Consider the following 23,181-nt stretch of genomic DNA (forward strand, 5'->3'; position numbering starts at 1 on the left):
TATTTTATGCCGATTTCCCATATTCGGAGAATCAGTACAATCCCTTGAATTAAAACTCCCAAAGCCTTCTATTTTTATTTGTTGTATAGTCGGCGTTTGAATGGAAAATGTTTTGGAAATTCCCGATTCCTCACTCTTAAGAACAAGTCCTTGATGAATGTTTACAGGATCAGGTTGTATTGTGGCCCAGTCATAATAGGAGTTAGGTTCGTATTCTATTAAAGTATATCCTTTAGTTGGATAAATAATTTTACTTAAAACCCCATAAACAGACTTGGTGTGATCAGGTTCCCGATCTGCACCACCATAGCTGATATTATCTAAATAATGCAGGTTTTTTGGTAATATATTGGTATTGGATTTTCCATTAAAATATCCCCAATGGTCCTGCGAAAAAGACAGTCTTGCTGGAAATAAATTGGCCTGTATATACTCAAATTTATAATCTTTTGACTTAGTAAGAGAATTTATTGAATTCAGAAACAGTCTGTTATTTGCAGTCTTGTTAAACTGAAAAGTAAGTTTTTCAATGATTTTTGCATTATAATAATGAGTGAGTACAGTTTCTCCAATGTTAAAATCAAATTCAATTTTTTCATTGTGCCGGTTACTGGTTATTCTTTTGAGTTTTTTACCGTTAATGCTGATTACATTGGATAGTATTGGTCCTAAATTTGGTGATTTTGCATAGGTTTTAGGTACAATATCTCCCGCTGGTGTATAGTCACAATCTTCCTGCATTGCGGGTTCAGAATACGATAAGGTTTGTGATTTTGATATGGTATATTCTTTTCCATCAGTCTCATATTCAAATATAAGCTGTTCCCCGTTAGCATCTTCAATTTTTGTAAGAAACCATGCTGTTATGGATAGTGGAGAAGGAAGCGAATGTGTGCCGCCACCGACTTTCGTATAAGTTTCTTCAATGGCTTTAAAATAATAGGTAATCCCCTTGGAATCCTTCATGACAAAATAGGGATTATATTCAATATCATGTAAAATCTCAAACTTAAGATTATCTTTACTCAAGAGTTCTATTTGGCCTTTGTTATTAATAACAAATTGTCCACTTATATTTCCTGCATTGAAGGAAAATAAATCGGCTTCAGTATCTTTATTAAGGTTACCTGCATCATAAAAAAATTGGGCAACTTTCGGATCAGAAGATCCAGCATTAAGATTTTCAGGAATTGGTAACTTAGAATATGCAAAATCATCCTTATGCCGTACTATTCTATTAATCACACCTCCCGCAATCAATGCCCAGCCAAGTCCAAACTGTCCATCTTTTTCATCGACCCTTATCCCACTCGTGGTATAAGATAGGGACAAGTCTGTTCCCAAATTGCTCCTTTAAAATGCAGTAGAGGAATACTTATATTGGGAGATCCTGTGAACTCTCCAACTTCCAAGCCCCCAAAACTACCTAAAGAATAGGCTTCAGGTGATGGTGGGGTAATATTGGGCAGTAAATTTTCATCACCTAATTGAGCCGTATAGGTATGAGCCACCATTAATGCAGCGGCTAAAATTATTTTCTTCTTCATGGTTATTTTTTAATCAGTTTAGCATTTGCTGTTTTATTCGTATCTGTTTTTATCGTCACCAGATAAGCCCCCTGCACTAAAGCCTGAGTATTTATTTTAGTCACTTTATTCTTGGTCTTCAAGTTCTGTAGCTGTCTTCCGCTCATGTCATACACCAGGATGTCTGCTTCTTTAAAATCGAAGCCGATTTCTACGTAGGCGTAGTCGGATACAGGATTCGGGTAGATCTTAATGTCATATTTAACGATCAGGTCATTCACCTGTTGATCACCCAGTTTCACGATCTTCCAGTTTTCTTTACCCAATTCTTCGGCACTGGTGCCGGCTAGGATAATGGAACCGTCACGATTTAATTTCAAGTCTGAAAGCCTCTCTTCTTTTTTTCTGGACTCGCCGCTTACGTGTTTTCGCCACTGCTCGTTTCCATTTCCATCCACATACAGCATCCAGAACGTCTCATCATCTTTTTCTATTCTTCCTTCTGCCTGGGTATAGCCGCCCAACAAAAACCCCTTTGTTAAGTCTTGGTTCCTGGCGCTTGTATCTTGACTCTGAATTACACTCATTCCCATCAGGATATCCCTGTTTTTGAAATTGTAGGATTTCTGCCACTGCTCCTCGCCTCGTTCATTTAAGGCCATCACCCAAAGGTCGGTCCCTTCTTCGATGCCTACGGATTTATTGCCGGATCTTTCGGATCTGGATTCGCCACCGATGATAAAGCCACCAGGGGTTGAAGCTAAAGTTCTGATATGGTCATCGCCTTTTCCGCCGTAGTTCTTTTCCCATTCTACTTTGCCAGTTTTGTCCAGCTTAACGATCCAGTAGTCTCCTTCGCCATAGTTTCTGTAGTTTTTTGTACTGATGTAAAATGTCGGGTGTCGGGTGTACCTGAGTTGCCGGTACTTTGCACATTGGACATTGTACCTTGTACAGCCGAGCTCCTCGAATAGATCCCCAACAACGCTCCGCCATCTTTCGTGGGAATCATTTTCTCTACTTCATCCAGTCCTTTTCCTCCTAGAATCAATTGGGACAGTTCTTTTCCGTCTTTGTCAAGCCGGGTAATCCATACGTCTTTGGAGCCATAGCCTTGGGCCGAGTTTTGGATGTTTCCGGCCACAAAGAAACCAAGGTCTGTGGTTTGGATAACGGCTTTAGCTTCTTCATCGGCAGTGGAGCCTAAGGTTTTCTGCCACAATTCATCTCCGAATTCATTGATCCGGATCAGCCAGATGTCGGATCCGCCTTTGGAATCGTCTTTTTTATCGAGGCCCTTCCCTGAATACGAGGTGCCGGACACCAAAAATCCACCGTCCTGGGTAGCTACCGTAGAAGACAGGTAATCATGATTTTGGCCAGAGATGTACTTCTCCCACATCCCATTCCCTTGTTGATCAAGCTTAATCAAATGAAAGTCGTAACCATTATTCTGTTTACCAGCTTGTTTTTTGTTACTTTGTATCGAGCTACCAGTTATAAGATACTGCCCGTCGATGGTGGTCGTGATTTGACTTAGAAAATCCTGTGTGTTGGACTGGATGTCTTTTTGCCAGACAATTTCCTGACTATAGAGATTTATTATGGTGCATAGCATTAGCGCACCGATGTAGTGTTTTTTCATGAGCATTTTGTTTTTTAGTTGTGGTAAAACTAAAATAAATTTTAGATAATTATATGGGGGATTTCCCCATATTTATTTGAAAGGATGTATTTGTTTAATAAGTTTCTCTAATTTTTGAATCTATTACAAAGCTACAAGTCCGTAACGACAGAAGTTGTCGTGTTATCTTATAAGTTAGTTTTTTGGTTACAATTACTTATGGCTAATGTATCAACTATTTCTGCCAACTGTGAAATGTTTTGGTTATAAATTGGTTATAAATTTAATAACCACAGGTTATAATTTTAGGATACATCATATTATATATTTTCATATTTTAGCTTTTGAAAATATATCTATGACATCACTTGGAACCAAACTGGCAAGGCTTCGGCAAAAAAAAGGCTACTCACAAAAGGAAGTAGCTGATTTACTCCATATCTCACAACCCGCTTATCACAAATGGGAAACAGATGCTACGAAACCAGGAGCAGAATCAGTTACGAGGTTATGTGAGATTTATGAAATTGAAATAAGTGATCTAATGGAAGATATACCTACATTCAATATCACCAATAATGATTGTACAATCCAAAACATTGGTAATCCAAATTCAAATTTTTATGCTGAATCACCTGATCTGATAAAAGGAGTTTTAAAAAATCAGGAAGCGATTACAAGCTTACTAAATGTACAAAATCAGTTAATTGAAGCGTTAATAGACCGACTAAAAGCATAAAAAGAGACTTAAACTTTTGTTATTTATTATCGTGCCGATATCAAGGCAGGTTTATACTTTGAATAGAATTTATTATTCTTCATTTAATAATTAACTAAAGACTAAAAGACATTAAATGCTTCAATCATATCCAACTAGAAACGGCACAGGAATTTCAATATTTGGACATTATGGGAATTTTAAGATCTGCAGAACACGAAAGTAAGGACCGATATAAAGGTAAAGAAACGTAGCCGTTATAAATGTGACTCGATTGGAAGAGATGATGAGGAAGAAATTTCAATTTAGGTTTTCTATTTTTTTGCAACTTCCTATAAACAGCATTTTTTAAACGAAGGATATCTGGCTTTACCAACGTACAGACCACATTATTAATCCAAAATTAAATAGCAAATCATTCTATGAAAGCAATACAAAATCCCGGCTGCTTGTGACAATCGGGATCGTATAATATATTATCTTATTTTAAGCTATACTTTAAAATTTACTATTATTATTTTTCCATGTTGTAATTTCTTCTGTTTTTTGTTGGGTAAGTTGTGCTTTCTCAAAAGATAAATTAAGCATAATAATAAATTTTAATAATTAGCTTCTTTGAACCGACCTATCTCTATTCATTTGAAAAAAGATAAAACAGTTTCAATTTTGAGATTTTTTGAATGATACATCAGTCAGCTTTGACCTAAAATTTGCCAAAGTGGAGATGATTCAGGAAATTATTATCCCATTATATAAGAAATCCAGGGAAGAAAATTTTAATAAAAAAAACCTACTGGTAATCAGTAGGTTTACATTTAGTACTTGCGGAGAGTGAGGGATTCGAACCCCCGGACCTGTTACAGTCAACAGTTTTCAAGACTGCCGCAATCGACCACTCTGCCAACTCTCCTTCAACTCCGGTCATCCCGTCGTTTTCAGTGGTGCAAATATAGAAAGTTTTTGATAACTGACAAAATATTTTTTTAAAAAAAGTAGTATTTCTCCCACTTAACAAGGAAATTAATTATTCTGAAAACCAGAAAACCCTACAGGAGTATCTATACCTCAACATTTTAAATACATTGCGTTTCATGTTTTGCATCTGAAAAAATGATCAACCTGGGCCTTTAAGCGTAATAATATTCAGTAGAGAGGTCACCACTGAAGTCCGGCTGACTTTCTTTTTTCTGCATATTGAGTTCAAAAAGCTTTTCGTCATCCTTATTTCCCCCTTTTATCTGTAAAGAATACCATCCATTTTCGAGGTTGAGTGTGATGCTGTTTTCGTCATTAATAGACGTCAGATCCTGTAAATAACCAATACCCACTATTTTCATTTGATTATTGGTGGTTTGAAATATCCATCCCCGGGACTCAACCGCTACCTCGCTATGATGCAGGGCGTGTTCACCATGCACGGAAATACGAAATGCATAATAATCTTCTTCTACGCCTATAATGGGGATGGCAATTCCCTGCTTTGTTATTTCATCTCCATGCTCATTTTCTACAAAATATTTTAAAATGTTATCACCCGGGAGGTGATGTTCCTGTAAATATTGTGTTAAAAGTTCCGGACTGTAGATCACAAAACCTTTACGTTCAGAGAATATTTTCTTCATAGTATATGATATGATTTGATTGGTTTATATTTCTGCATCATTCGGGACCCTTACAAAAACGGTCCATTTGTTCTGGCAAGGTTTTGCTGATATTTTACACCAGAAACGCGACCCGCATAGCCTATCACAAATGACGGGTCCACAAATCTTCAGTCCTGATCTTTTGTGATGTTCTTTAACAGCTGATCTTGATCGCGTATCTTTTGACACCACTACTTCCGGTATGTTCAGCTTATTGCATTTTCAGCATTAAAGGCTATGAATTCTTCTCTTGACAAGCCTTCGATCCTATTCAACAGGTTATCTTCTGCGTTGAGCTCTCTCTCGTAAAATTCGTCAAGGTAATCTTCACTTTCTTCGTCGGAACTGTCCGGATTATTGGTGAAAAACTCCTCCGATTTCAGATAATTAATAATATCAAGCGTATAGTCAATCGTTGATTTCACCTTACTTTCATCTCCCCTGATTATTTTAATGCTATTTAAGCTTATTAAAACAATATTAACTGCAATGGCAGCCTGATAACTGCTGTACTCATCATCTTCAGGAGCAAGGCTTTCTACGTTTTTTTCAAAAGTGTCCAACTGCGTAGCATCAAACGTACCATTAGAGAATATCGTATTGAGGATATAGCCTGAAAATTCAGTAAGAACAGCACTTCCATTTTTAAAACGCTGGGAATAATCATAGGTATCATCTTTCAATTCTTCTTCAAATAGAGCGTATAAGCTTTTGCTTCTGTTAAGGCATGATAGATTAAATTTTATTTTATTCGCTGTGCTTAAGTTTAATGCTTTTTCTTTAATGGCATTCTCGTTCATAGTCTATTTATATTTTGGTTGATATTTACCACCAGGTACATGGTACTTGCCACCCTCCTGTCTGTTTTTACTAGGTTTACCTGTGGTTCCTTGTTCAAATTTAACATTATTATTTTTCATATGATGTTCACAATCTATACAAACTTTGGTACTCGGTTCTATGTCTTTAATCCCTTTGTTAGCATTAATGAGGGCTTCCTCGGCGTGAACGTCATCCATTTTACTTTGAATGACTGTTACCCCCATATCCTTAGCCCATTGTTTTATCTGTCTGGGTACATAAGGCTTGCTGGATGAAACATAGTAGTTTCCATCTGCATCTACCCCTACAGCCGTCACACTGAATCCTTTTCCGTCTCCTAAGGTACTGTGTGCATCTCTTACCAGTTCCTGTAAAAAGTTAACAGGATCATTGTGTAATCCTAAAATATCTACCCACGTATTGCAATCGTTTACATACGCATACAGGGTGTCATTATTTCCCTTTAAACCGATAGGATCTTTAGACAGATATATACCGGAAGCGGCATCATAATATCTCCATCTGTTATAATAAAGTCCTTCCAGCTCCTGGTCTTCATATTGTCCCAACTGCCTGAACGGAATAAAATCCCTGCGTCCTTTTACATTGTTGAGATTTCCATAGATATCAAATTCTGCACTCCAGATCAGCTCGCCACTATCGGTGTAGGCCTGTACCGGTCTGCCAATATAATCTGATACAATACTGTAGCGCTCCCCATTTATAATTTTAGCGCACGGGACATAGATTCCTCTTTCATAGATCCAGGTTACCACATTATCAGTCGTTTCCTTTTCAGAAACAAATTGATTATCAGCATTAATGCTGTTTTTAGGAACATCCTCTATATCATAACTCCATTCATGCAGAAGGAGATTGGCATCCCAAACATAACGGGTTATTTTCCGGAGTCCGGTTTTTGAAACCCTTCTTCCCAATGCATCATATTCGAAGCTTACCTCTCTGCCGTCCGGGCGTTTTACAGTGGCCAGCATTCCCTTGGCATTCCAGGAATAAGCCCAGTCTCCGGATTCCCATTCGGGATTTTGGAGGTCTGTGGAATTGTCTTGTAGTACATCCGGTAATGCTGCCCCGTCCCGTAGTTTGGGACCGTTCAGCCAGTCTGAAGCAATAGTTTTATAGTAAGGATGGCTGCTCTCCCGGTCATCTGTTTTTTCTGGTTTGAAATTATTAATCTGCCGTTTGCTTTTTAACAATAGGTTTCCTTCTCCATCATAATGATAAAACCAGTTTTTATCCCGTATCAGCTGCCCTCCTTTACCATACACGCGGTCGGTCCTTCCGGCACTTTCATATACACATCCGGTAGCATCGGGATTTTTAAACTGTACGTCGCCGTTTGAATGTTCCGCAGCGATCAGACTCCTAAAAGCATCATAATCGAATCTGGTTTTTCTGCCACTCACTCTGTCCAGTACATGCAACAACCGGCTGCCAGCTCCCCAGTCGTACTCTTTGTGGAAAGCGGTATTTGTTTTGTTGACGTTAATTTTCTGGCTTACCGGCATTCCTAAATGATCAAATTCAAAGGTACTTTCTATCCCACCCGTCATTTCGCGGGAGTACCTTTGTCCGTTACGGTCTATATTAATATTCAGCTGCCATGGCATTTGAACATGCTGAGCTGCCGCGGTCACTGTCTCGAGCTGGCCAAGATCATTGTAAGTGTAATCGACTTCTGCGCCCAGGCTGCTCCTAAGTCCTGTAAGGTTTCCCTGGCTGTCATATTCATAATGAATCGACTGTTCCCCTTGTTTCTCGCTGGTGACCAGTCCCAGTTTATTTCTCTGGAAGGCAACGCTGCTGTTTTCGTTGTCTGCCTTTATGAGAAGCCCGGAAGTATCATACTGATAGGCCTCCCAGGTTCCGTCAGGATAATGCGTCTGCGTCAGTCTTCCACTCAGATCATATTCATAAAAGGTATCATTTCCGTGAGATGTTCTGCTTTGTGTAACCCAACCGTCTTTATTTCTTACAAAGAATTTTTTCTGGCCGTCAAAACCTGTTTCTTCAGTGATCTCGTTATTAAGGTTTCTTTCAAATTGGTAGATTTCGCCTTTTTCATTGGTAATACTCATTAAATTTTCATACGCATCATACCCAAAAATTAAGGTTTCTTCTTTTTTATGGGTTTGGGAATTCCGGCGGACCTGGCGTTTCAGGGTTCCCATTGGGGTATAGCTCATGAGCCATTCTGCGTGGCCATCGGTAGCATATACAGGTAAATCATATGCATCGTAACGGAGCTTTAACGGTAACTGTCCGTTTTCATTAATCTCTACTGCCCTTCCCATCTTATCTCTGCTAATCAGGGTTCTGATGAGAGGTTTCGGACTGAACAAGAGCAGCCTTCCATAGTCATCATATTTCCAGTATTGCTCAGGTCCGGCATTACTGATCAGCTGGATAAGCTGTCCCCTCTGATTATACTGGTAACGCGTGATAAGATCTTCTCTGATGCTTCTTTCGGGAATTCTCTCCCCGTCAGCATATTCATAATGAACGCTTTCTTCCGTAGGATCGGTATAGCTGATCAGCTTTCCTTCATCATCATAATTCCATTTTTCTGAAGCACCCGATGGTGAAAAGCGTGCGGTTATCTGTCCGAATTCATTGTACTGATAATGGTATTCTTCACCATCTGCGGTGTGGAAGATTTTGATATTTCCCATCTCATCATAGGTATATCCTTGTACTCTTCCTTCCGGAGTGCCGGCCATTTTCAGCTCGTTGTGCGCGGTAAAGTCATACCAGCTTTCACCACCTTCTCCATCTACGATTTTATAGACCAGAAAATTTTCATCATAATGATACTGTTCGGTCTTGTTGTCCTGTTTCGGATAGATCACTTCTGTAAAACCTTCTTCTTCGTCATAACGAAGTCTTCCTTCCATGTAGCCCTCCATTCCTCTGGTATGAACTACCCTTCCCTTTTTGTCATACTCCCAGGTGTAGATCATTTCATTCCTGTTGGTCCTTCTGACCACACGATTTTCATCGTCATAGGCGAAGACAATGGCTTTTTTATGAATATCCCATACATGCGTAAGATTTCCCCGTTCGTCATAATGGTAACGAACCTGCAGATCTCTCTGATCTTTATAGCAATAGTATACTTCCGTTACTTTTTTGAGCTCGGGATGGATCACTGTTTCTATTCTGAATCCACTTCTGACATCTTTAATGCTTTTCAGCACAATGCTTCGGTCCTGATATTCATAATCCCTGATTGTTCCGTCACCGTATTCGATACGGATGACTTTATAGAGAGGGCCTTCTGTAGGATGAAGAAAGCGTTTGTAGGTATAGACATCCGTTCCTTTGCGGATCACCCAAATACTGCTATCAGGTCTGTACTGCCATATTTTCTGGTCCCTGAAATAGGTCATTTCCTCTCCGATCTCCGGTGCCGGAATCAACATGGCTATATTTTCATCAGGATGCATCCATCCGGCAAACCGGTTATTTTCTTCGGGTAGAATAAACAAGTCATGATTGCTGAACACCCCATTTCCTAAGGGACCAAAATCGTAGGGCCTGTCGCTGTGCCACCTGTTTCTCCAGGATAAAGGAGTACTTCCATGAATTTCAAAATCATCCCACTCGAAAACCATTGCTCCGGTAGCAAAATTGACAGGTTCAAAGCCCCAGTGACATAGCTTTTTAGACAATGCATTGGCAAATTTAAACTTGCTGAAAGGCGCTTTTTTAAGAATACTGTTATTGAATTTTTTTAACCCTGATGCTCCTAGTTTTCCCATTTTTTTGGTTAAACTTCTCATCAGGAACATTCCTGCAAGGCGCATCAGCATTTCCCCGGCAGTATATACATGCGGCACAAAAGCACCGCCCACCAGTACAGGACCACCCGTATTGATCTGAATATACATGCTGGAAAAATTATTATAGAATGCAAAATAGGCAAGCGGATTTTTCTTTGGCTTATTCGGCATCGCCGGCAGCATGGTCATTCCAAAGGGAAACCCCATACAGGTAAGCACCTGCTGCGGCTGGTTTCCACTCATTTTGCTTCCCTGTGCCAGTACCGTTTGTGATCCGTAATAGACTTCACCTTCATGAGGAGCTTCCTGGAGAAAAGGAATCAGGTAAACGGGAATCAGGGAGGTAACATGACGGAAAGGAATCACCACCCCCATGACACTTGTCGTCGTGGTTGCCTTATGTCTGCCATGGACAAAAATAGAGCCTCCCATTGGGATACTTTCAGGAAGGGACGGAAATGCATCTCTCGCAAACTGCGGAATCGGAATGGTGATGGTAATATAATCCATCACATCAAAAACAATCCCGATAAACGGATGAGGTAACGGCAATGGAATAAGCATAAATGAAGGTGGCGGCGGAATGAGGGTCCAGTGGATATCAATCGCCAGCACAATATCAAAATGCTTACTGGTATGCTGGATGGCAGTAGAAGCAAGCGTTGGGGTATTTACCTTAATCAGCTTTACCTTACTTTCCGGGGTGGCCTTTTCTGCGGTGACAGCTCCGTCTCCACCTCCTCCACCACTGCTTTTCTGTGCCTGCCCGCTGTCTCCTCCTCCGGTTACAGATTTTACCATAGAAACAGGATTCAGGGAATCGAAATTATTCTTCATTCCGTTTTTCCATCCCTGGGTGGTTTTGTCCCCGCTTACTGACGTAACGTCAGCATTTACCTTCCAGGAGCGGTCCGGGTTCATATCCGGCTTGGCTACCTTTATGGGCTTAACTATTTTTTTATTCTGATCGGCCATGATGTTTTTAATTTGAGATTACCCTGCTTTTGGTCGCTCCACACTCACCCTCCAGTCATTTCCAAAATAAGTATTCATTTCGCTTTCCAGCGCTGTTTTTTTATCATTATCACCTTCGTACTTCAGGAAAAGCAAAGAAGCTACAAACCGTATACTACTCTGTTCTCTGGCTGCAGGTTCCATCAGTCTTGCTATTTCAAGGCATTTTTCGAAATACCTGATCATTTTATCTTTGGTCAGGACCGTATCACTTAAGGTCCCTATGATTCTGTAACATTCAATCGCCATGGCATGTTCTCCAATGGACAAAGCTCCTTCTGCAGCTTTTTCAAATGCTTTTTCAGCTTTTGTTTTTTTTGAATTTCCCAGCAGATAGCTTCCATAGTTCATTTGCATCTGAACTTCCAGCGGTGAGTTGGGTTCTACTTCTTCAAAAAGGATTCTGTAGGTATCTTCAGCCCTGTCTTTCCTTTTATCGGCTACATACGCCTGAATCAGCATAAAGTAGGCGGAGATCTCCCCCTGCTTGTTTTTCTGCTCTTTTGCAAGTTTTACGGCCGTTTTAAGAGCGTGTTCTGCTTCCCTGAACCTTCCTTTACTTAAGTGATTGCTTGCAATGAGAATCTGCTGCTGAAAGTCTGTATCTGCACTATTTTTTTTGCGGTTGGTATGTGCCGCTGTATTCTGCATCAGCTGATGAATATCCACATCTACTCTGAAGCTGTACGCTGAAGAATTCTGAGGTAAGGTTTTATAGGTATGATGTTCCGTCCACACCAGTTTTATATCTTTATTTCCTGATTTTTCACAGATTTCACACCATTCTTTCACCCAATGGGACAGTTCGCCGATATCACTGATCCTTACGGGAGCGATATAGAGATAGATCCTGGAATCCTGAATGCCGGGAAAGTTCTTTTTCAGCTCGAGTAATGGATAAAATGCTTTATAGGCATCAGTTTTCAGCTTCTGATCCGGAACACTGAGGTCCCAAGCCGGCATACTGCCCTCACTTTTTGCCAGAATTTCATAATATTCTTTCCATTCGTCCCATAATGTTTGCCCGAAGGAATCCATTCCGTTAAACTCCTGGTAGTGAAGCAAAAAAACATCATCTTCATCATCAGACAGTTTCGATTTGATGAATCCATCAAAAAGATCGGTTTCATGTTTTTCGCCTATACAGATGAGCATAGGTTGGTCTTCACTTTTTGAAACTACTTTCTGCCATTGTCTTTTCAGTTTCACGAGCTCCAAATCTACAGGATTCATCAGCTTTAATTTAATTTTACGGTTCCACTTACAATATTGGTTTCACTTCCGCCTCCAATATTGATTTTACTGCCGCTGCTGAGATTGGCTTCGGTATCGCCTCTCATAGACAGTGTTTTGGTCCCCACATCGAGGGTGTCGGATTTAATTCCGACTCCTGAAGTGGGATCGCCATCTTCAGGGCCAACGCCGATCCCGACACTCGCCGTTCCGCCCACACCAATATTATCACCCTGTACAAAAATTTCTTTTCCTTTGATCTGAATATTTCCATCTTTGTCCATAAAAATAGAGCTGCTTCCACACGTAAGGGTGATCGAAATTTTGCTGTCTACACTTATGTTTCCTGCTCCGTCCAGAAAAACACTGTTTTGATCTTTATCTTTTACAGTAATCCCTCCTGCATCGTCCAGGCTCATCGTATGGCCGCTTTTGCTGCTCAGACTTTTGATATTATTTCCGGAGCCACCGCCACCGCCTACTCCCCCATGAAACATGCCACCCATGACAAACGGCCGGTCGGGATGCTGGTGTGCAAAATTGACCACTACCTGGTCTCCCTCTTCAGGGATTGCCATGAACCCCCGGTTCTTACTTACTTTTTCACTTCCACCCCCGTCCGGTGTCATTACCCGGATGTATTCCGTTGTAGTGGAGCCATTCTGCCAGTCAAACTGAACTTTCACCCGCCCTTGATTGAGAGGGTCCGTATTGGAAATAACTTTGGCAAACTGGGCATCTGCTTTCGGGGTATGAAATTCCGGACGCGGAATAAATCCTGTATCTGAGGCTATTGCATCAAATGTTCCCGTATAATATCCACGGGCGTCCACTTCATGGTACATATCGGTAATCATGAGTTTGGTAAAGTAGGTGGTCTCATTGCTTTCGGCTTTACGCATTTCAATATCAGCGATGCAACCTGGATAAAGGAATGGAACTGTGGTAGTTCCGGAGATAACAAATACCTCCGAAGCTTTGCTTCCCGCCGTTCCTTTTTGTGAAGTTTCCACATCCATAAAAGAGACAGCCTTGATGGGAGCGACTCTTAACGAAGGGGTTGTAAAAGTTTTTTCTGAGATTTCATAAGCCCGTCTGGCAATATTCGACGTATGATTAATCTTTGAGTTTCCAGCGGTTAGTTTTTCATTTTTACTGCTGTTGTATCCGTAAAATGAAGGATTTACGTGCTGGGCTTTCATTTTTATTTTTACATCGCTTACACTGCTGCCATAGGTAAGCTTTACCGGTTTTTCCTGAGGAGGAAGTTTTCCGAAATGAAGCACTTCCCCATCATAGTAAAACTGTTCTCCATACGCTTCTGCAATTCTTGCCAGATAGTTGTAGTGGGTTTCTTCATATTGGGAACTGTACGAGATATTCCCGTGGTTAGAATCCACCCTGAAGTCAAATGAATTCTGGCCCAGACCTTCTTTAATCACCTGATCGGCAATGCTGTTCAGGCTGATTTCCTGTGCTCCACCAAAGCTCTGAATGTGAGGTGCGGCATCTAAAAGAACAGTAGGACTGGATCCTGTAAGAATAATATTTCCCAGGCTTCCTTTTTCCTGGCTGAAGCCTACTTCGGTGATGACTCCTACGAAATTTCTTTCAGGACCGTCTTCCACATCTTTGTATCTGAAAATAACGGTTATTCTTTTTCCAAGAAAATTCTGGGCTTCTTCAAGATTATGGTTTTCAGAGCTGCCCAAGGTATCATGAGCCAGCAGCAGATCAAATTCATGATGTTTTACAGCACTTTGTTTCAGCTTGAAATGTTTGAAATGCCTGATCACTTTTCCATCGATAACGATCTCAAGCTTTACAACACGGTTGATTCCTGCCACCTGGTTCCCGGGTATGGTATTCGCATTGTAAATTCCGGATGTGGGCTGCTTAGCCCATACTTTATCTTCTACAAGCGTGGGAGTATTAGGCTGTCTGACCTGGTTCATAAACATCTGGGATGAATTTTGCATCATTCCCGTATAAGCCTGGGCCTGAACCATTTTTTCCGTTGCTTTCTTAACTGTTCCAGAGGATTTCTCCTGTAATTTCTCTGTTGTTTTACCTACAGCCTGCTCTGTAAAAGCTTCCTGAACTCCTTTTACAGCAGATATTTTATCTTTGGAAACAGGCATTTTGGGTGAATGTTCATCCTGAAACATAATGGTAATATTTTGATTGATTGGGGTGTCAAATTTTTTAATGCTAAAATTGACCTGAAATAAAGCTCAGATCTATTTTTCAAATTTATATTTCACGTCCGGTACTGGTACGTGGAATACAGATCATGATATCAGAAGCTCTGATATCAGTATAAGCAAAAAACAGAATAGCACATTCAATGGGAGCGGGCTATTCTGTATCAAATACTTATTTATGGGAAATTTATCAAAATTACATCGCTACTGCCGGCCACAGACCGTCATACTCAGAATTCGCGTAGTTGATCTTTTCTGCGCTTATGATAAAGCTGATCAGCATACTATTGCTGTCTACCGCATCAAAGTCAACTTCATGCTGGATTACGTAACCATTTTCCCATTTCAAGGTGGTTAATGTTCCTTCTTCATGGGATTTGTTGAATGTAACCTCTCCGCTTGTCGGTTTGTACTTTCCGTTCAGCAGGGTTTCAAGGATATCAGACTTCTCAGTAGCTTCTACTGTAAGTTTGATCAGTGCATTGGAAGGATCAGATGCTACCCGCCCGGAAACATCCGTAGATCGGGATACACTGTAGTTTAATTTTAATAGTTTCTGTCCTTCTCCGCCGTTGAATTTTAAGATTCCTCTTGAATTTTGTTCAGCCATGATCAGTAAATTTTAATGTTAATAATATTTTGTAATTGGGTGATTGTATTAGCAAAGATAAAGCGGTTCCAGATATCCAAAAAATTTTCAGACCTCAATTTGAAATTTTGTCGTAGTTCTACGACTTTTAGTGTTAAAAAAATTAACAAAAAAGATAAACAACCTTCACAAAACACTACATAATAAGCCAATACAATTAAACAAAAATTATATTTTGAGACTAAATTTTACACTTAAATGGGAAATACTAACCATTAAAAGCGTTGAAAACAGCATATATCGAACTATTTTCTAAGGAATAGACAAAGCTCTTTTTACGACCTGAAAGCCCTGTGTTTTTATTCAAAAAAACTATAATCTAATGCTCATGTCCTGCACCTCTTCTGCAGAGAACCCATAGATCTGGGGTGTTTTTACGTCCAGCATATTCAGATAAATATACAGCTCACCTCTATGATGGATCTCATGCTCTATCATGGCCCGGAGCCATTTCCACACCGAAATTTCGTTGTTGGCCGGGGTAAGGCATTTTCTATGCAGGTCCTCATCAGAAAACCCGTTAATGATCCCCAGGGTCTGGCTGTGCATTTCATTAAAGAAGGCTATCGTATTTTCAAGGCCATCTGCCAGGTCTTTTCCGCATCCGGGATAAGCACTTTTTCTTCCTGAAATTGTTTCACCATACATATATCTTTCAATCGATGCAATATGCCTTATCTGGTCACCCACAGTAAATTTGCCCGGTTTATAAGAAAAATTGAGATGTTCGGGGCGAACTACTGCAATCAGTCTGTTTGTTCTGGCTCTTATCTTTTCATAGTAATCAAGGAACGATTGTACGGTGCTTATTTCCATTATTAATATTTTTTTTACAGTGCTATACAGATGTTTTTCTCTAGTGTGAAGATAAGAAATCTTGGAGATGTCGTACTGATTTTTTAAAGAGTTAGGTATTAGAAATACTAAAAGGTCATCAGTGACCGATTAAAAAACTTGCCAGGTCAGCAAATAACTGATATTTTAGTAAAAACGATAACCTGCATGAAATTATATTTTCTTTTATTTCTGATTGTATTCAACTTCAAAAACACGCACGCTCAATCTGCAAAAATGGATACCAGAAAACTGCTTGAATTTTACGAAACGCAGCGTTACGGAGATGCTGCAAGATATTTACAAAGTATATATCCTGAAGACACCGGGGATGTCAAAGTGCTCACTAAGATCGCTTACTGTAATATGATGGCTGGAAAACTGCCGGAAGCAGAGAAAAATTATCTTAAAGCATATGCTATTCAACCTGACAACCTGCCTATTCTGTTCAGTTTGGCTCATATCAATTCAAGAAGAGGGAATATTGTGAATGCAAAATCTTACCTTCAAACAATCATCGGGCTGGACAGTCTTAATTTTAATGCCTATAAACAGCTTGCCGCCTATGAAAATAAACCCGAATCTAAAGTAAACCTATTAAAAAAAGCCAATAGCCTGAATAATGCTGATCCGGATACTGCTTATGACCTTGCGATGGCTTACCATGCTCTAAAGCAATATCAGCCGGCCTACGAGGTTTTGAAAACGGCAATTGCTTCTGATCCCGAAAATTATACTCTGCAACAGGCTCAACTGTCTGTATCCAACCAGCTGGGTAAATATCAGGAGGTTGTTGATACAGGCGAAAAACTTGTGAAAAATAATACTGATCCCAATATCATCAATGAAATGGGAAAAGCCTATTTTTATCTGAAAGAGTATCAGAAATGTGCGGATGCTTACAAAATGCTGGAAGAGCTCGGTATTCAGAATGAAGGAACATTATATTATATAGCATTAAGTTACCGGGAACTGAAAGATGATGATAAAGCTGCTCTGTATGCCCAAAAGACAATTGACGAAGCTATTTCAGATTATACCCCAATTTATTATGCTACACTGGCAGGTATTTACGAAAATAAAAATCAGTTCAATGATGCTTTGGAGGCATATAAAAGAGGGCTGACCTTCGGAAATAATACTCTTATCTATTATCGCCTTGGACTGCTTTATGACCTTCACATAAAGCAGCCTAAGAATGCACTGACCTACTACCATCTTTATCTTAAAAACAAACCGGAACAGGAAAAGGAAAAAGAGCAGATTGCTTATGCGAAAGCCAGAATCGCTTCTTTAAGCGGTGTAAAACAGACGCGGTAATAAATATTCTTTATTAACTGCGCTTCATATGGATACTGCTGAAATAGGATCAAGTACAAAAGTTGTGGAGAAACGATTTTTTTCCTATTATACTTTTGCCTTGAAATCGAAGATTCGACGGAGTCAAACAAAAGTATACAAAAATTCAAGACTGGAATCATCCGCTAAAAATTGACCTTGCCTCCTAAAATTTCCAAACTCGCATGGATTCTACATTGGTTATTCGACTCAATAAAGTGGCCATGCTCAGATACTGGAAATTTTTTAACGGATTCAAGATCAATTTTGCCTCTGACTTTTTATTTTTTATTTGTATCGGCGAACCTTAAAAGGTTTATTAACGCTCCTGATTCCTAGGTCGATTAAAGAATACTTACAACTATTTTTCATCGTTCTTATTGGGTTGAAAGCCGATTAGAAAAAAAACCGAAAATATCCTCAAACATCTGTGGAAATTTGTTCCATCTATGGTTATTTTTTTACTTACACATTAAAATCGAAGATCACCTCCCTTGAGTTGATGAACGTTATTTCTACTGAGTAAAACAGTGATTGGTATACAATCCCAATATAATTTTCTATTCATATTAGTTCAACTTTTTGCTTGCCCCACAACTTTTGAGACTGATCCTGAAATACAAGATTTCCATTTTAAAAATCTTGCGTCATCTATATAAAGTGAGAAATAAATACCAGATATTTTGTGATTATAGTCACAAGTAGGCAAACCGGATATCCCTTAATTTTGGATAAAACAAAAACCGCACTTATGGACAATGCAACCAATACCGTAGTAGAACAGTTTATTCAGTATTTGAACGAAGAAAGCTTCGACCATGCTGAGAAATGCCTGAATCCTGATTTTAAATTCATTGGAGTAATGGGGAAAAGAGAGGGTGCTTCCGTGTACATTCAGGATATGAAGAAAATGAAATTTAAATATGAAATCCTGAAGACCTTTACGTCCGGGGAAGATGTGTGCCTCTGGTACCATATTGATATGGGCCGTAAAACCCTGCCTGCATCGGGATGGTATGAAGTGAAGGAAGGAAAAATTCATTCATTAAACGTACTGTTTGATCCCAGACCCTTATTGAGTGATGATGTATAATTCATACCCATAATGAAGCGGCCGATCCAGAGGATCGGCCGCTTCATTTAGCAGTATTAACAGTAAAGCGTTTTATACAATCCACCCTACTTTGCACCGCCATTCATTATACGCAGGATCCCTGTTGTCAATCTGAGCAATATCTTCAGACTGAGGAATTTTATTGAGCTCATCCGCAGATATAGCGGGCAGGCCAACCTTTTCACGCTCTTCATTCAGTCTTTCTTTGTTTTCTACCGGGTAAATTCCCTCCGGGATAAGCTGTGTTCCATATTTCTGCGGCTTACTTTGGAAAACCATGATCCTGTCATATAGATAGGCTTTATGAACAGGGTTGATATCCTCAGTATTCTCCTCCATCATCCGCAAACATGCCATCATAAAATCCGGTTCGCCAATAGAATGCTGTATGATCAGCCATGCAGCATCACTGCCCTCTTTTCCTACTTTCGACAGGGTCGGAAAGCCGATCTCATCGATCACTTCTCTCAGCCGTTTTGCATTCGCTCTGTGCACCTCTTCCATTTCAGGATGATAGCCACCAGCCAGCTTGCCGCCGGCTGCAAGTTTTTCCCTCACCGAAAGGTCATGGGCTGCAAGGTCTGTCAGCTCTTTTGCCAATTCAATATTCATAATGCTAAAGTATTTTCATGAGGTATTTCGGTGATTCCGTATATCCTTGTCTGTCATAAAACTGATGGGCTTTTTCACGATTTGCATGGCAATGCAGCTCTATCCGGTTGCAGGCGCGTTCTCTAGCTATTTTTTCACAATATTCTTCCATAAGCCTGCCGGTTCCAAGACTCCTGTGATCTTTATCCACCGAAAAATAGCTGATCCTTGCAAAATCCCCTTCCACAGCAATCTGTGGAATAATATGAACGGATATAAAAGCGATGACTTTTGCTTCAGAATCTTCTGCTACGATAAGGTATTCATCAGGATCCTCCAAAAGTTTTTTTATTTTCCCGGACAGGAATTCTGTTGTATCAGGATAGCCCAGCTGGTCGAGCAGATCTGCAATAGCTTCCTGATCTTCCTCTTTCATTTTTCTGAGATTCATTGTTTGTTTTAGAATATATTTTAACCCATTTAATTAATAAGCCTGATCAGCCCTCTCTACCGGATCCTGTCAAGAATAAACCCGGCTCTCACACCTACCTTCGCCTTGGGAACTTCTACGACAGTATAACCATAGTCGGTATAGATTTTTTTCATGCATTCAAAAGTGGATACTGCCACTTCAAAAGTCTGTTTTCTTTCCAGATCATTTTCGTAAATGTCTTTCCACGGGGGAAGGATAAAAATGACTTTGTTGTAAGCCATTTCACGCGCCCTTATTTCCATTTCCTGTGGTACCGGAATATTTTCGAGCTGAAGATAGCCAATGGTATCCAATATTCCCCGGTCAAAGAATACCGTTTCTGTGCCGGCGATCTCTTTTAGTTTCCGGTAGGAAGTCACAGAAGCATCAAACATAAGGTCAGCAAAAAGCTTTTTATTAAGCCATGGCAAAGCCTCTCCACCTGCCGCCGCCTGCTCTATGATGATTTTCCGGCCTTCTTCGGGCACAATCCGAAACCCAAGTCTGCTCAGTTCTTCCACTAATGTAGTTTTACCAGCTCCAGGGCCTCCTGTAATAACATAAAATTCTGAACTTGTACGTTCCATTAATACTATTGTTTACTATAAAAAACTTAATGAGATAATTGGTTATGAAGGATTATATTTTTAAACGTGTTCATACGGTCTTCTTCACTATACATATTGCATAATATCAGAAGATCACGGGTGTTGTATTTTTCTGAGATCTGCTGTAATCTTGGGTAAATAGTCTGTGGAGTTTCTATGATAATACGATCTAAAACAGTAAAAAACTCTTCCTCATCCTTGCTTCCCAGAATTCTCTGTTCTACGATTTCAGGAGGGAGTACCACCTCCGGGCTCACCAGCTGCCTGGACTGTAAAAACTGATAGGCCATCCCGTACGCATTCCGTCTTGCTTTCTCTATATTTTCTGCCACCGACACGGCTACTGTAACCTGTAATGAGGCAGTGGAATGCAACAGGCTTTCTTCAAAATCAGCAATATAGGCATCTGTATTTTCACTTCCGTATTCACTGTTCATAAAGGCGGCAAAAGAGTATCCCACACCGTGCCTGGCCGCTTCTTTTGCAGAAGTCATTCCGGAGCCCAGCCAGGTAATTTCGGGTAACTTCTGAAGGTTCACTGGTTGAGCAATAAGTCCTTCATACTCTCCTTTTTCTTCCTTCAGATATCTGATAATTTCTTCCAGCTTGGTTTCAAGGTTAGATAAAACAACCGGCTTATGGTTGTTCAATGCCATTACTGCATCTTTTAATCCGCCGGGAGCTTTACCCAGACCAAGGATAAAACGTCCGGGATATAAGGTGGTCAGGAATTTGGTCCACTCGGCTATTTTATAAGCAGAATAATTCCTCATCATAATTCCTGCCGTTCCCACTTTGATTCTTTGGGTCCTGCTCAGGACGGTCGCAGCCAGGAGCTCCGGGCTTGAACTTCCATAGGCCTCTACGCCATGGTGCTCAGAGTACATCACACTATTGAATCCTGCTTCTTCAGCCCATAAGGCAAGGTTGATAGAATTGGCCAGTGCAGCGGCTGACGTGCTGCCCATTGTGACCGGTGACTGATCCAAAATGCCTAATTTCAGCTTCATATGTTCAAATAGATTTTCCCAGTGAAGGTATGAAAAAAGCGTTAATGACTACTCTAACTCCAGTTTTTAGGTTTTTGCATAGTCTCTGATACTTTGATCGTAATGAAAAGCCGGTCTGTAATCAATGCTGATTTCATTTTGTATACATAAAAAAATCCTTCCGCAAAACTGGAAGGATTATTCTGTAAGAAGGTTATGCACACAAAAGATCTCCACAACCGCCTCCGCCGCCGTTTCCGTTCTTGTAATAGCATATGGGTGTAGGACATCCGCAGTCCTTACACTCACTTGCTGCAGGTGGGCGACCCCCTGTGATTGATTTTAAATTTTCTCTTCTGATTTTCTTTAAATTTTTCATAATAAGTTAGTTATAATTTGAAGAGGTAATTTACTAAAAATATATCACGGTCAATGAAAATATGTTATTATTTTGCCGTACGGGTAAAATACAGTTTATTCCTTCATTATTGTATTGACCTCATTAAATTCGTTTTCAATAACCGGATCCGGTTTATAAGTCAGTAGAGAAACGATAATATTGGTAAGCAGGGAAAGCGTGAACCCCGGGATGATTTCGTACCAGTCTTTCAACGGATGCTGAAGATACACCCATGCCAGCACGGTGATTCCACCCACCAGCATTCCGGCTAACCCACCCTGCCAGGTTGTTTTTTTCCATAAAAGGGAAAGAAGGATCAATGGTCCGAACGCCGACCCAAAACCTGCCCAGGCATTTCCTACCAGATTGAGAATACTGTCTTTCGGATCTAATGATAAAAGTACGGCAATCACAGCTACCAGCAATACAGAAAGCCTGCTGGCGATCAGCAATTGCTTAGAGGTTGCTTTTTTATTCAGGAAAGCTTTATAAATATCTTCTGTCAATGAACTGGAAGTCACCAATAACTGGGAAGAAATAGTACTCATCACGGCCGCCAGAATTGCGGTAAGCAGGAACCCGGCAATAAACGGATGAAATAAAATACGGGAGAAGTAGATGAAAATAGTCTCTGCCTCCGTTTTTGACCCGTCAAATTTCACCATAGTTTCCAAATCAAATTTTTGCAGATAAGCAATTCCTACCAAGCCTATGGCTAAAGCTCCGGCCACAGTGAAAATCATCCATGTGATTCCAATTCTTCTTGCTTTTACTAGATCTTTCGGATTATCGATCGCCATAAAACGAACCAGAATATGCGGCTGACCACAATACCCCAGCCCCCAGGCTAATAGCGAAACGATGCTTACCGTAGTTGTACCCCTGAATAAATCAAGATATTTGGGATCTTTAGCTTCAATCAGTGAATAGGTTTCTTCTACCCCTCCAATCTGGGTGATGGCCACGATAGGTACAATCACCAATGCCAATACCATAATGGTTCCCTGAACAAAATCGGTAAGACTTACCGCGAGAAACCCACCTAAGAAGGTATATAAAACCACGACCAGGCTGGTCACCAACAGTCCCAGTGTATAATCCATTCCAAAAGCTGATTCGAACAGTTTTCCTCCGGATACCATCCCTGCTGAAGTATAGAGGGTAAAAAATACCAGAATAAAAATAGAAGATGTAATTTTTAGCAGATGATTTTTATTCTTGAATCTGTTTTCGAAAAATACGGGTAAGGTAATGGCATTCTGGGCCACTTCCGTATAGATCCTCAGTCTTGGAGCGACAATAATATAATTAAGAAATGCCCCGATCGTTAACCCAATTGCAATCCAAGAACTGGAAATTCCGGATAAATACATCGCTCCGGGAACTCCCATCAGCAACCAGCCGCTCATATCTGCGGCACCGGCTGACAGCGCTGTAACTGCGGCACCCATTTTGCGTCCTCCAATTAAAAACTCTTCTGAATTACTTGTTGATTTTCTATAAGAATATATGCCTATCCCTATCATTAGCAACAGATATAACCCCACAGAAATCCCTTCATATACTTGCATATCATTTTTTTTATGAGCCCGAAGATAG

General features: G+C 40.2%; 19 protein-coding genes, 1 tRNA gene and 1 pseudogene. 3 read left to right on the forward strand and 18 right to left on the reverse strand.

Features of this window, described 5'->3' with window-relative positions; all coding sequences use genetic code 11:
- The 4 genes and pseudogenes from DRF67_RS10205 to DRF67_RS21790 all read right to left on the reverse strand — a co-directional run.
- A pseudogene (locus tag DRF67_RS10205) lies at nucleotides 1-1,344 on the reverse strand (hypothetical protein); the annotation flags it as partial.
- Nucleotides 1,302-1,547: a hypothetical protein gene (locus DRF67_RS10210; protein WP_115928208.1), complete on the reverse strand. Its 246-nt coding sequence runs from the start codon at nucleotides 1,545-1,547 to the stop codon at nucleotides 1,302-1,304. The gene DRF67_RS10210 and the pseudogene DRF67_RS10205, both read right to left, overlap by 43 nt.
- 2 nt (nucleotides 1,548-1,549) lie before the next feature.
- Nucleotides 1,550-2,188 (reverse strand): T9SS type A sorting domain-containing protein, encoded by a 639-nt coding sequence (locus DRF67_RS21785; RefSeq protein WP_228435778.1) that lies wholly within the window; start codon nucleotides 2,186-2,188, stop codon nucleotides 1,550-1,552.
- 149 nt (nucleotides 2,189-2,337) lie between these two features.
- Nucleotides 2,338-3,171: a hypothetical protein gene (locus DRF67_RS21790; protein WP_228435779.1), complete on the reverse strand. Its 834-nt coding sequence runs from the start codon at nucleotides 3,169-3,171 to the stop codon at nucleotides 2,338-2,340.
- 337 nt (nucleotides 3,172-3,508) lie between these two features.
- Between DRF67_RS21790 and DRF67_RS10220 the strand changes: the two genes are divergently transcribed.
- Nucleotides 3,509-3,889 carry a helix-turn-helix domain-containing protein gene (locus DRF67_RS10220; protein WP_165851777.1) on the forward strand — a complete coding sequence of 127 codons (381 nt, stop codon included), beginning with the start codon at nucleotides 3,509-3,511 and terminating at the stop codon, nucleotides 3,887-3,889.
- 804 nt (nucleotides 3,890-4,693) lie between these two features.
- On the opposite strand, the gene DRF67_RS10225 is transcribed toward DRF67_RS10220, so the two are convergent.
- From DRF67_RS10225 to DRF67_RS10260, 8 genes are all read right to left on the reverse strand, one after another.
- Nucleotides 4,694-4,778: transfer RNA gene (locus tag DRF67_RS10225), tRNA-Ser, on the reverse strand.
- Between the two features lie 217 nt (nucleotides 4,779-4,995).
- Complete coding sequence (locus DRF67_RS10230; protein ID WP_115928210.1) at nucleotides 4,996-5,490, reverse strand: hypothetical protein; 495 nt, start codon at nucleotides 5,488-5,490, stop codon at nucleotides 4,996-4,998.
- 227 nt (nucleotides 5,491-5,717) lie between these two features.
- A complete protein-coding gene (locus DRF67_RS10235) occupies nucleotides 5,718-6,311 on the reverse strand; it encodes a hypothetical protein (RefSeq protein ID WP_115928211.1) in 594 nt (197 codons plus the stop codon).
- 3 nt (nucleotides 6,312-6,314) lie between these two features.
- The gene (locus DRF67_RS10240; protein WP_115928212.1) at nucleotides 6,315-11,111 is read right to left on the reverse strand and encodes an RHS repeat-associated core domain-containing protein; all 4,797 of its coding nucleotides are present in this window, start codon (nucleotides 11,109-11,111) and stop codon (nucleotides 6,315-6,317) included.
- A gap of 18 nt (nucleotides 11,112-11,129) precedes the next feature.
- The gene (locus DRF67_RS10245) at nucleotides 11,130-12,383 is read right to left on the reverse strand and encodes a tetratricopeptide repeat protein (RefSeq protein WP_115928213.1); all 1,254 of its coding nucleotides are present in this window, start codon (nucleotides 12,381-12,383) and stop codon (nucleotides 11,130-11,132) included.
- A 5-nt stretch (nucleotides 12,384-12,388) separates the two neighbouring features.
- The gene (locus DRF67_RS10250; protein ID WP_115928214.1) at nucleotides 12,389-14,551 is read right to left on the reverse strand and encodes a type VI secretion system Vgr family protein; all 2,163 of its coding nucleotides are present in this window, start codon (nucleotides 14,549-14,551) and stop codon (nucleotides 12,389-12,391) included.
- A gap of 232 nt (nucleotides 14,552-14,783) precedes the next feature.
- Complete coding sequence (tssD, locus tag DRF67_RS10255) at nucleotides 14,784-15,197, reverse strand: type VI secretion system tube protein TssD (protein WP_115928215.1); 414 nt, start codon at nucleotides 15,195-15,197, stop codon at nucleotides 14,784-14,786.
- A 351-nt stretch (nucleotides 15,198-15,548) separates the two neighbouring features.
- Entirely contained in the window at nucleotides 15,549-16,052 is a 504-nt protein-coding gene (locus DRF67_RS10260) for a DinB family protein (RefSeq protein ID WP_115928216.1), read from the reverse strand.
- A gap of 186 nt (nucleotides 16,053-16,238) precedes the next feature.
- Between DRF67_RS10260 and DRF67_RS10265 the strand changes: the two genes are divergently transcribed.
- On the forward strand, nucleotides 16,239-17,390 hold the full coding sequence (locus DRF67_RS10265) for a tetratricopeptide repeat protein (protein WP_115928217.1): 1,152 nt from the start codon (nucleotides 16,239-16,241) through the stop codon (nucleotides 17,388-17,390).
- Between the two features lie 769 nt (nucleotides 17,391-18,159).
- Nucleotides 18,160-18,501, forward strand: a complete 342-nt coding sequence (locus tag DRF67_RS10270) for a nuclear transport factor 2 family protein (RefSeq protein WP_115928218.1) — start codon at nucleotides 18,160-18,162, stop codon at nucleotides 18,499-18,501.
- Between the two features lie 72 nt (nucleotides 18,502-18,573).
- On the opposite strand, the gene DRF67_RS10275 is transcribed toward DRF67_RS10270, so the two are convergent.
- The 6 genes from DRF67_RS10275 to putP all read right to left on the reverse strand — a co-directional run bounded on the left by DRF67_RS10275 (nucleotide 18,574) and on the right by putP (nucleotide 23,153).
- Nucleotides 18,574-19,134 carry a DUF6624 domain-containing protein gene (locus DRF67_RS10275; RefSeq protein WP_115928219.1) on the reverse strand — a complete coding sequence of 187 codons (561 nt, stop codon included), beginning with the start codon at nucleotides 19,132-19,134 and terminating at the stop codon, nucleotides 18,574-18,576.
- 4 nt (nucleotides 19,135-19,138) lie between these two features.
- Nucleotides 19,139-19,564 carry a GNAT family N-acetyltransferase gene (locus DRF67_RS10280; RefSeq protein WP_115928220.1) on the reverse strand — a complete coding sequence of 142 codons (426 nt, stop codon included), beginning with the start codon at nucleotides 19,562-19,564 and terminating at the stop codon, nucleotides 19,139-19,141.
- A gap of 56 nt (nucleotides 19,565-19,620) precedes the next feature.
- Complete coding sequence (locus DRF67_RS10285) at nucleotides 19,621-20,172, reverse strand: AAA family ATPase (RefSeq protein WP_115928221.1); 552 nt, start codon at nucleotides 20,170-20,172, stop codon at nucleotides 19,621-19,623.
- 26 nt (nucleotides 20,173-20,198) lie between these two features.
- Nucleotides 20,199-21,203 carry an MsnO8 family LLM class oxidoreductase gene (locus DRF67_RS10290; protein WP_115928222.1) on the reverse strand — a complete coding sequence of 335 codons (1,005 nt, stop codon included), beginning with the start codon at nucleotides 21,201-21,203 and terminating at the stop codon, nucleotides 20,199-20,201.
- Nucleotides 21,204-21,396: 193 nt separating this feature from the next.
- On the reverse strand, nucleotides 21,397-21,561 hold the full coding sequence (locus DRF67_RS21530; protein ID WP_165851778.1) for a bacteriocin-like protein: 165 nt from the start codon (nucleotides 21,559-21,561) through the stop codon (nucleotides 21,397-21,399).
- A 95-nt stretch (nucleotides 21,562-21,656) separates the two neighbouring features.
- Nucleotides 21,657-23,153, reverse strand: a complete 1,497-nt coding sequence (putP, locus tag DRF67_RS10295) for a sodium/proline symporter PutP (RefSeq protein WP_115928378.1) — start codon at nucleotides 23,151-23,153, stop codon at nucleotides 21,657-21,659.
- Nucleotides 23,154-23,181: the final 28 nt, after the last annotated feature.

Origin of the sequence: Chryseobacterium pennipullorum (assembly GCF_003384725.1) — a bacterium.
GTDB lineage: Bacteria > Bacteroidota > Bacteroidia > Flavobacteriales > Weeksellaceae > Chryseobacterium > Chryseobacterium pennipullorum.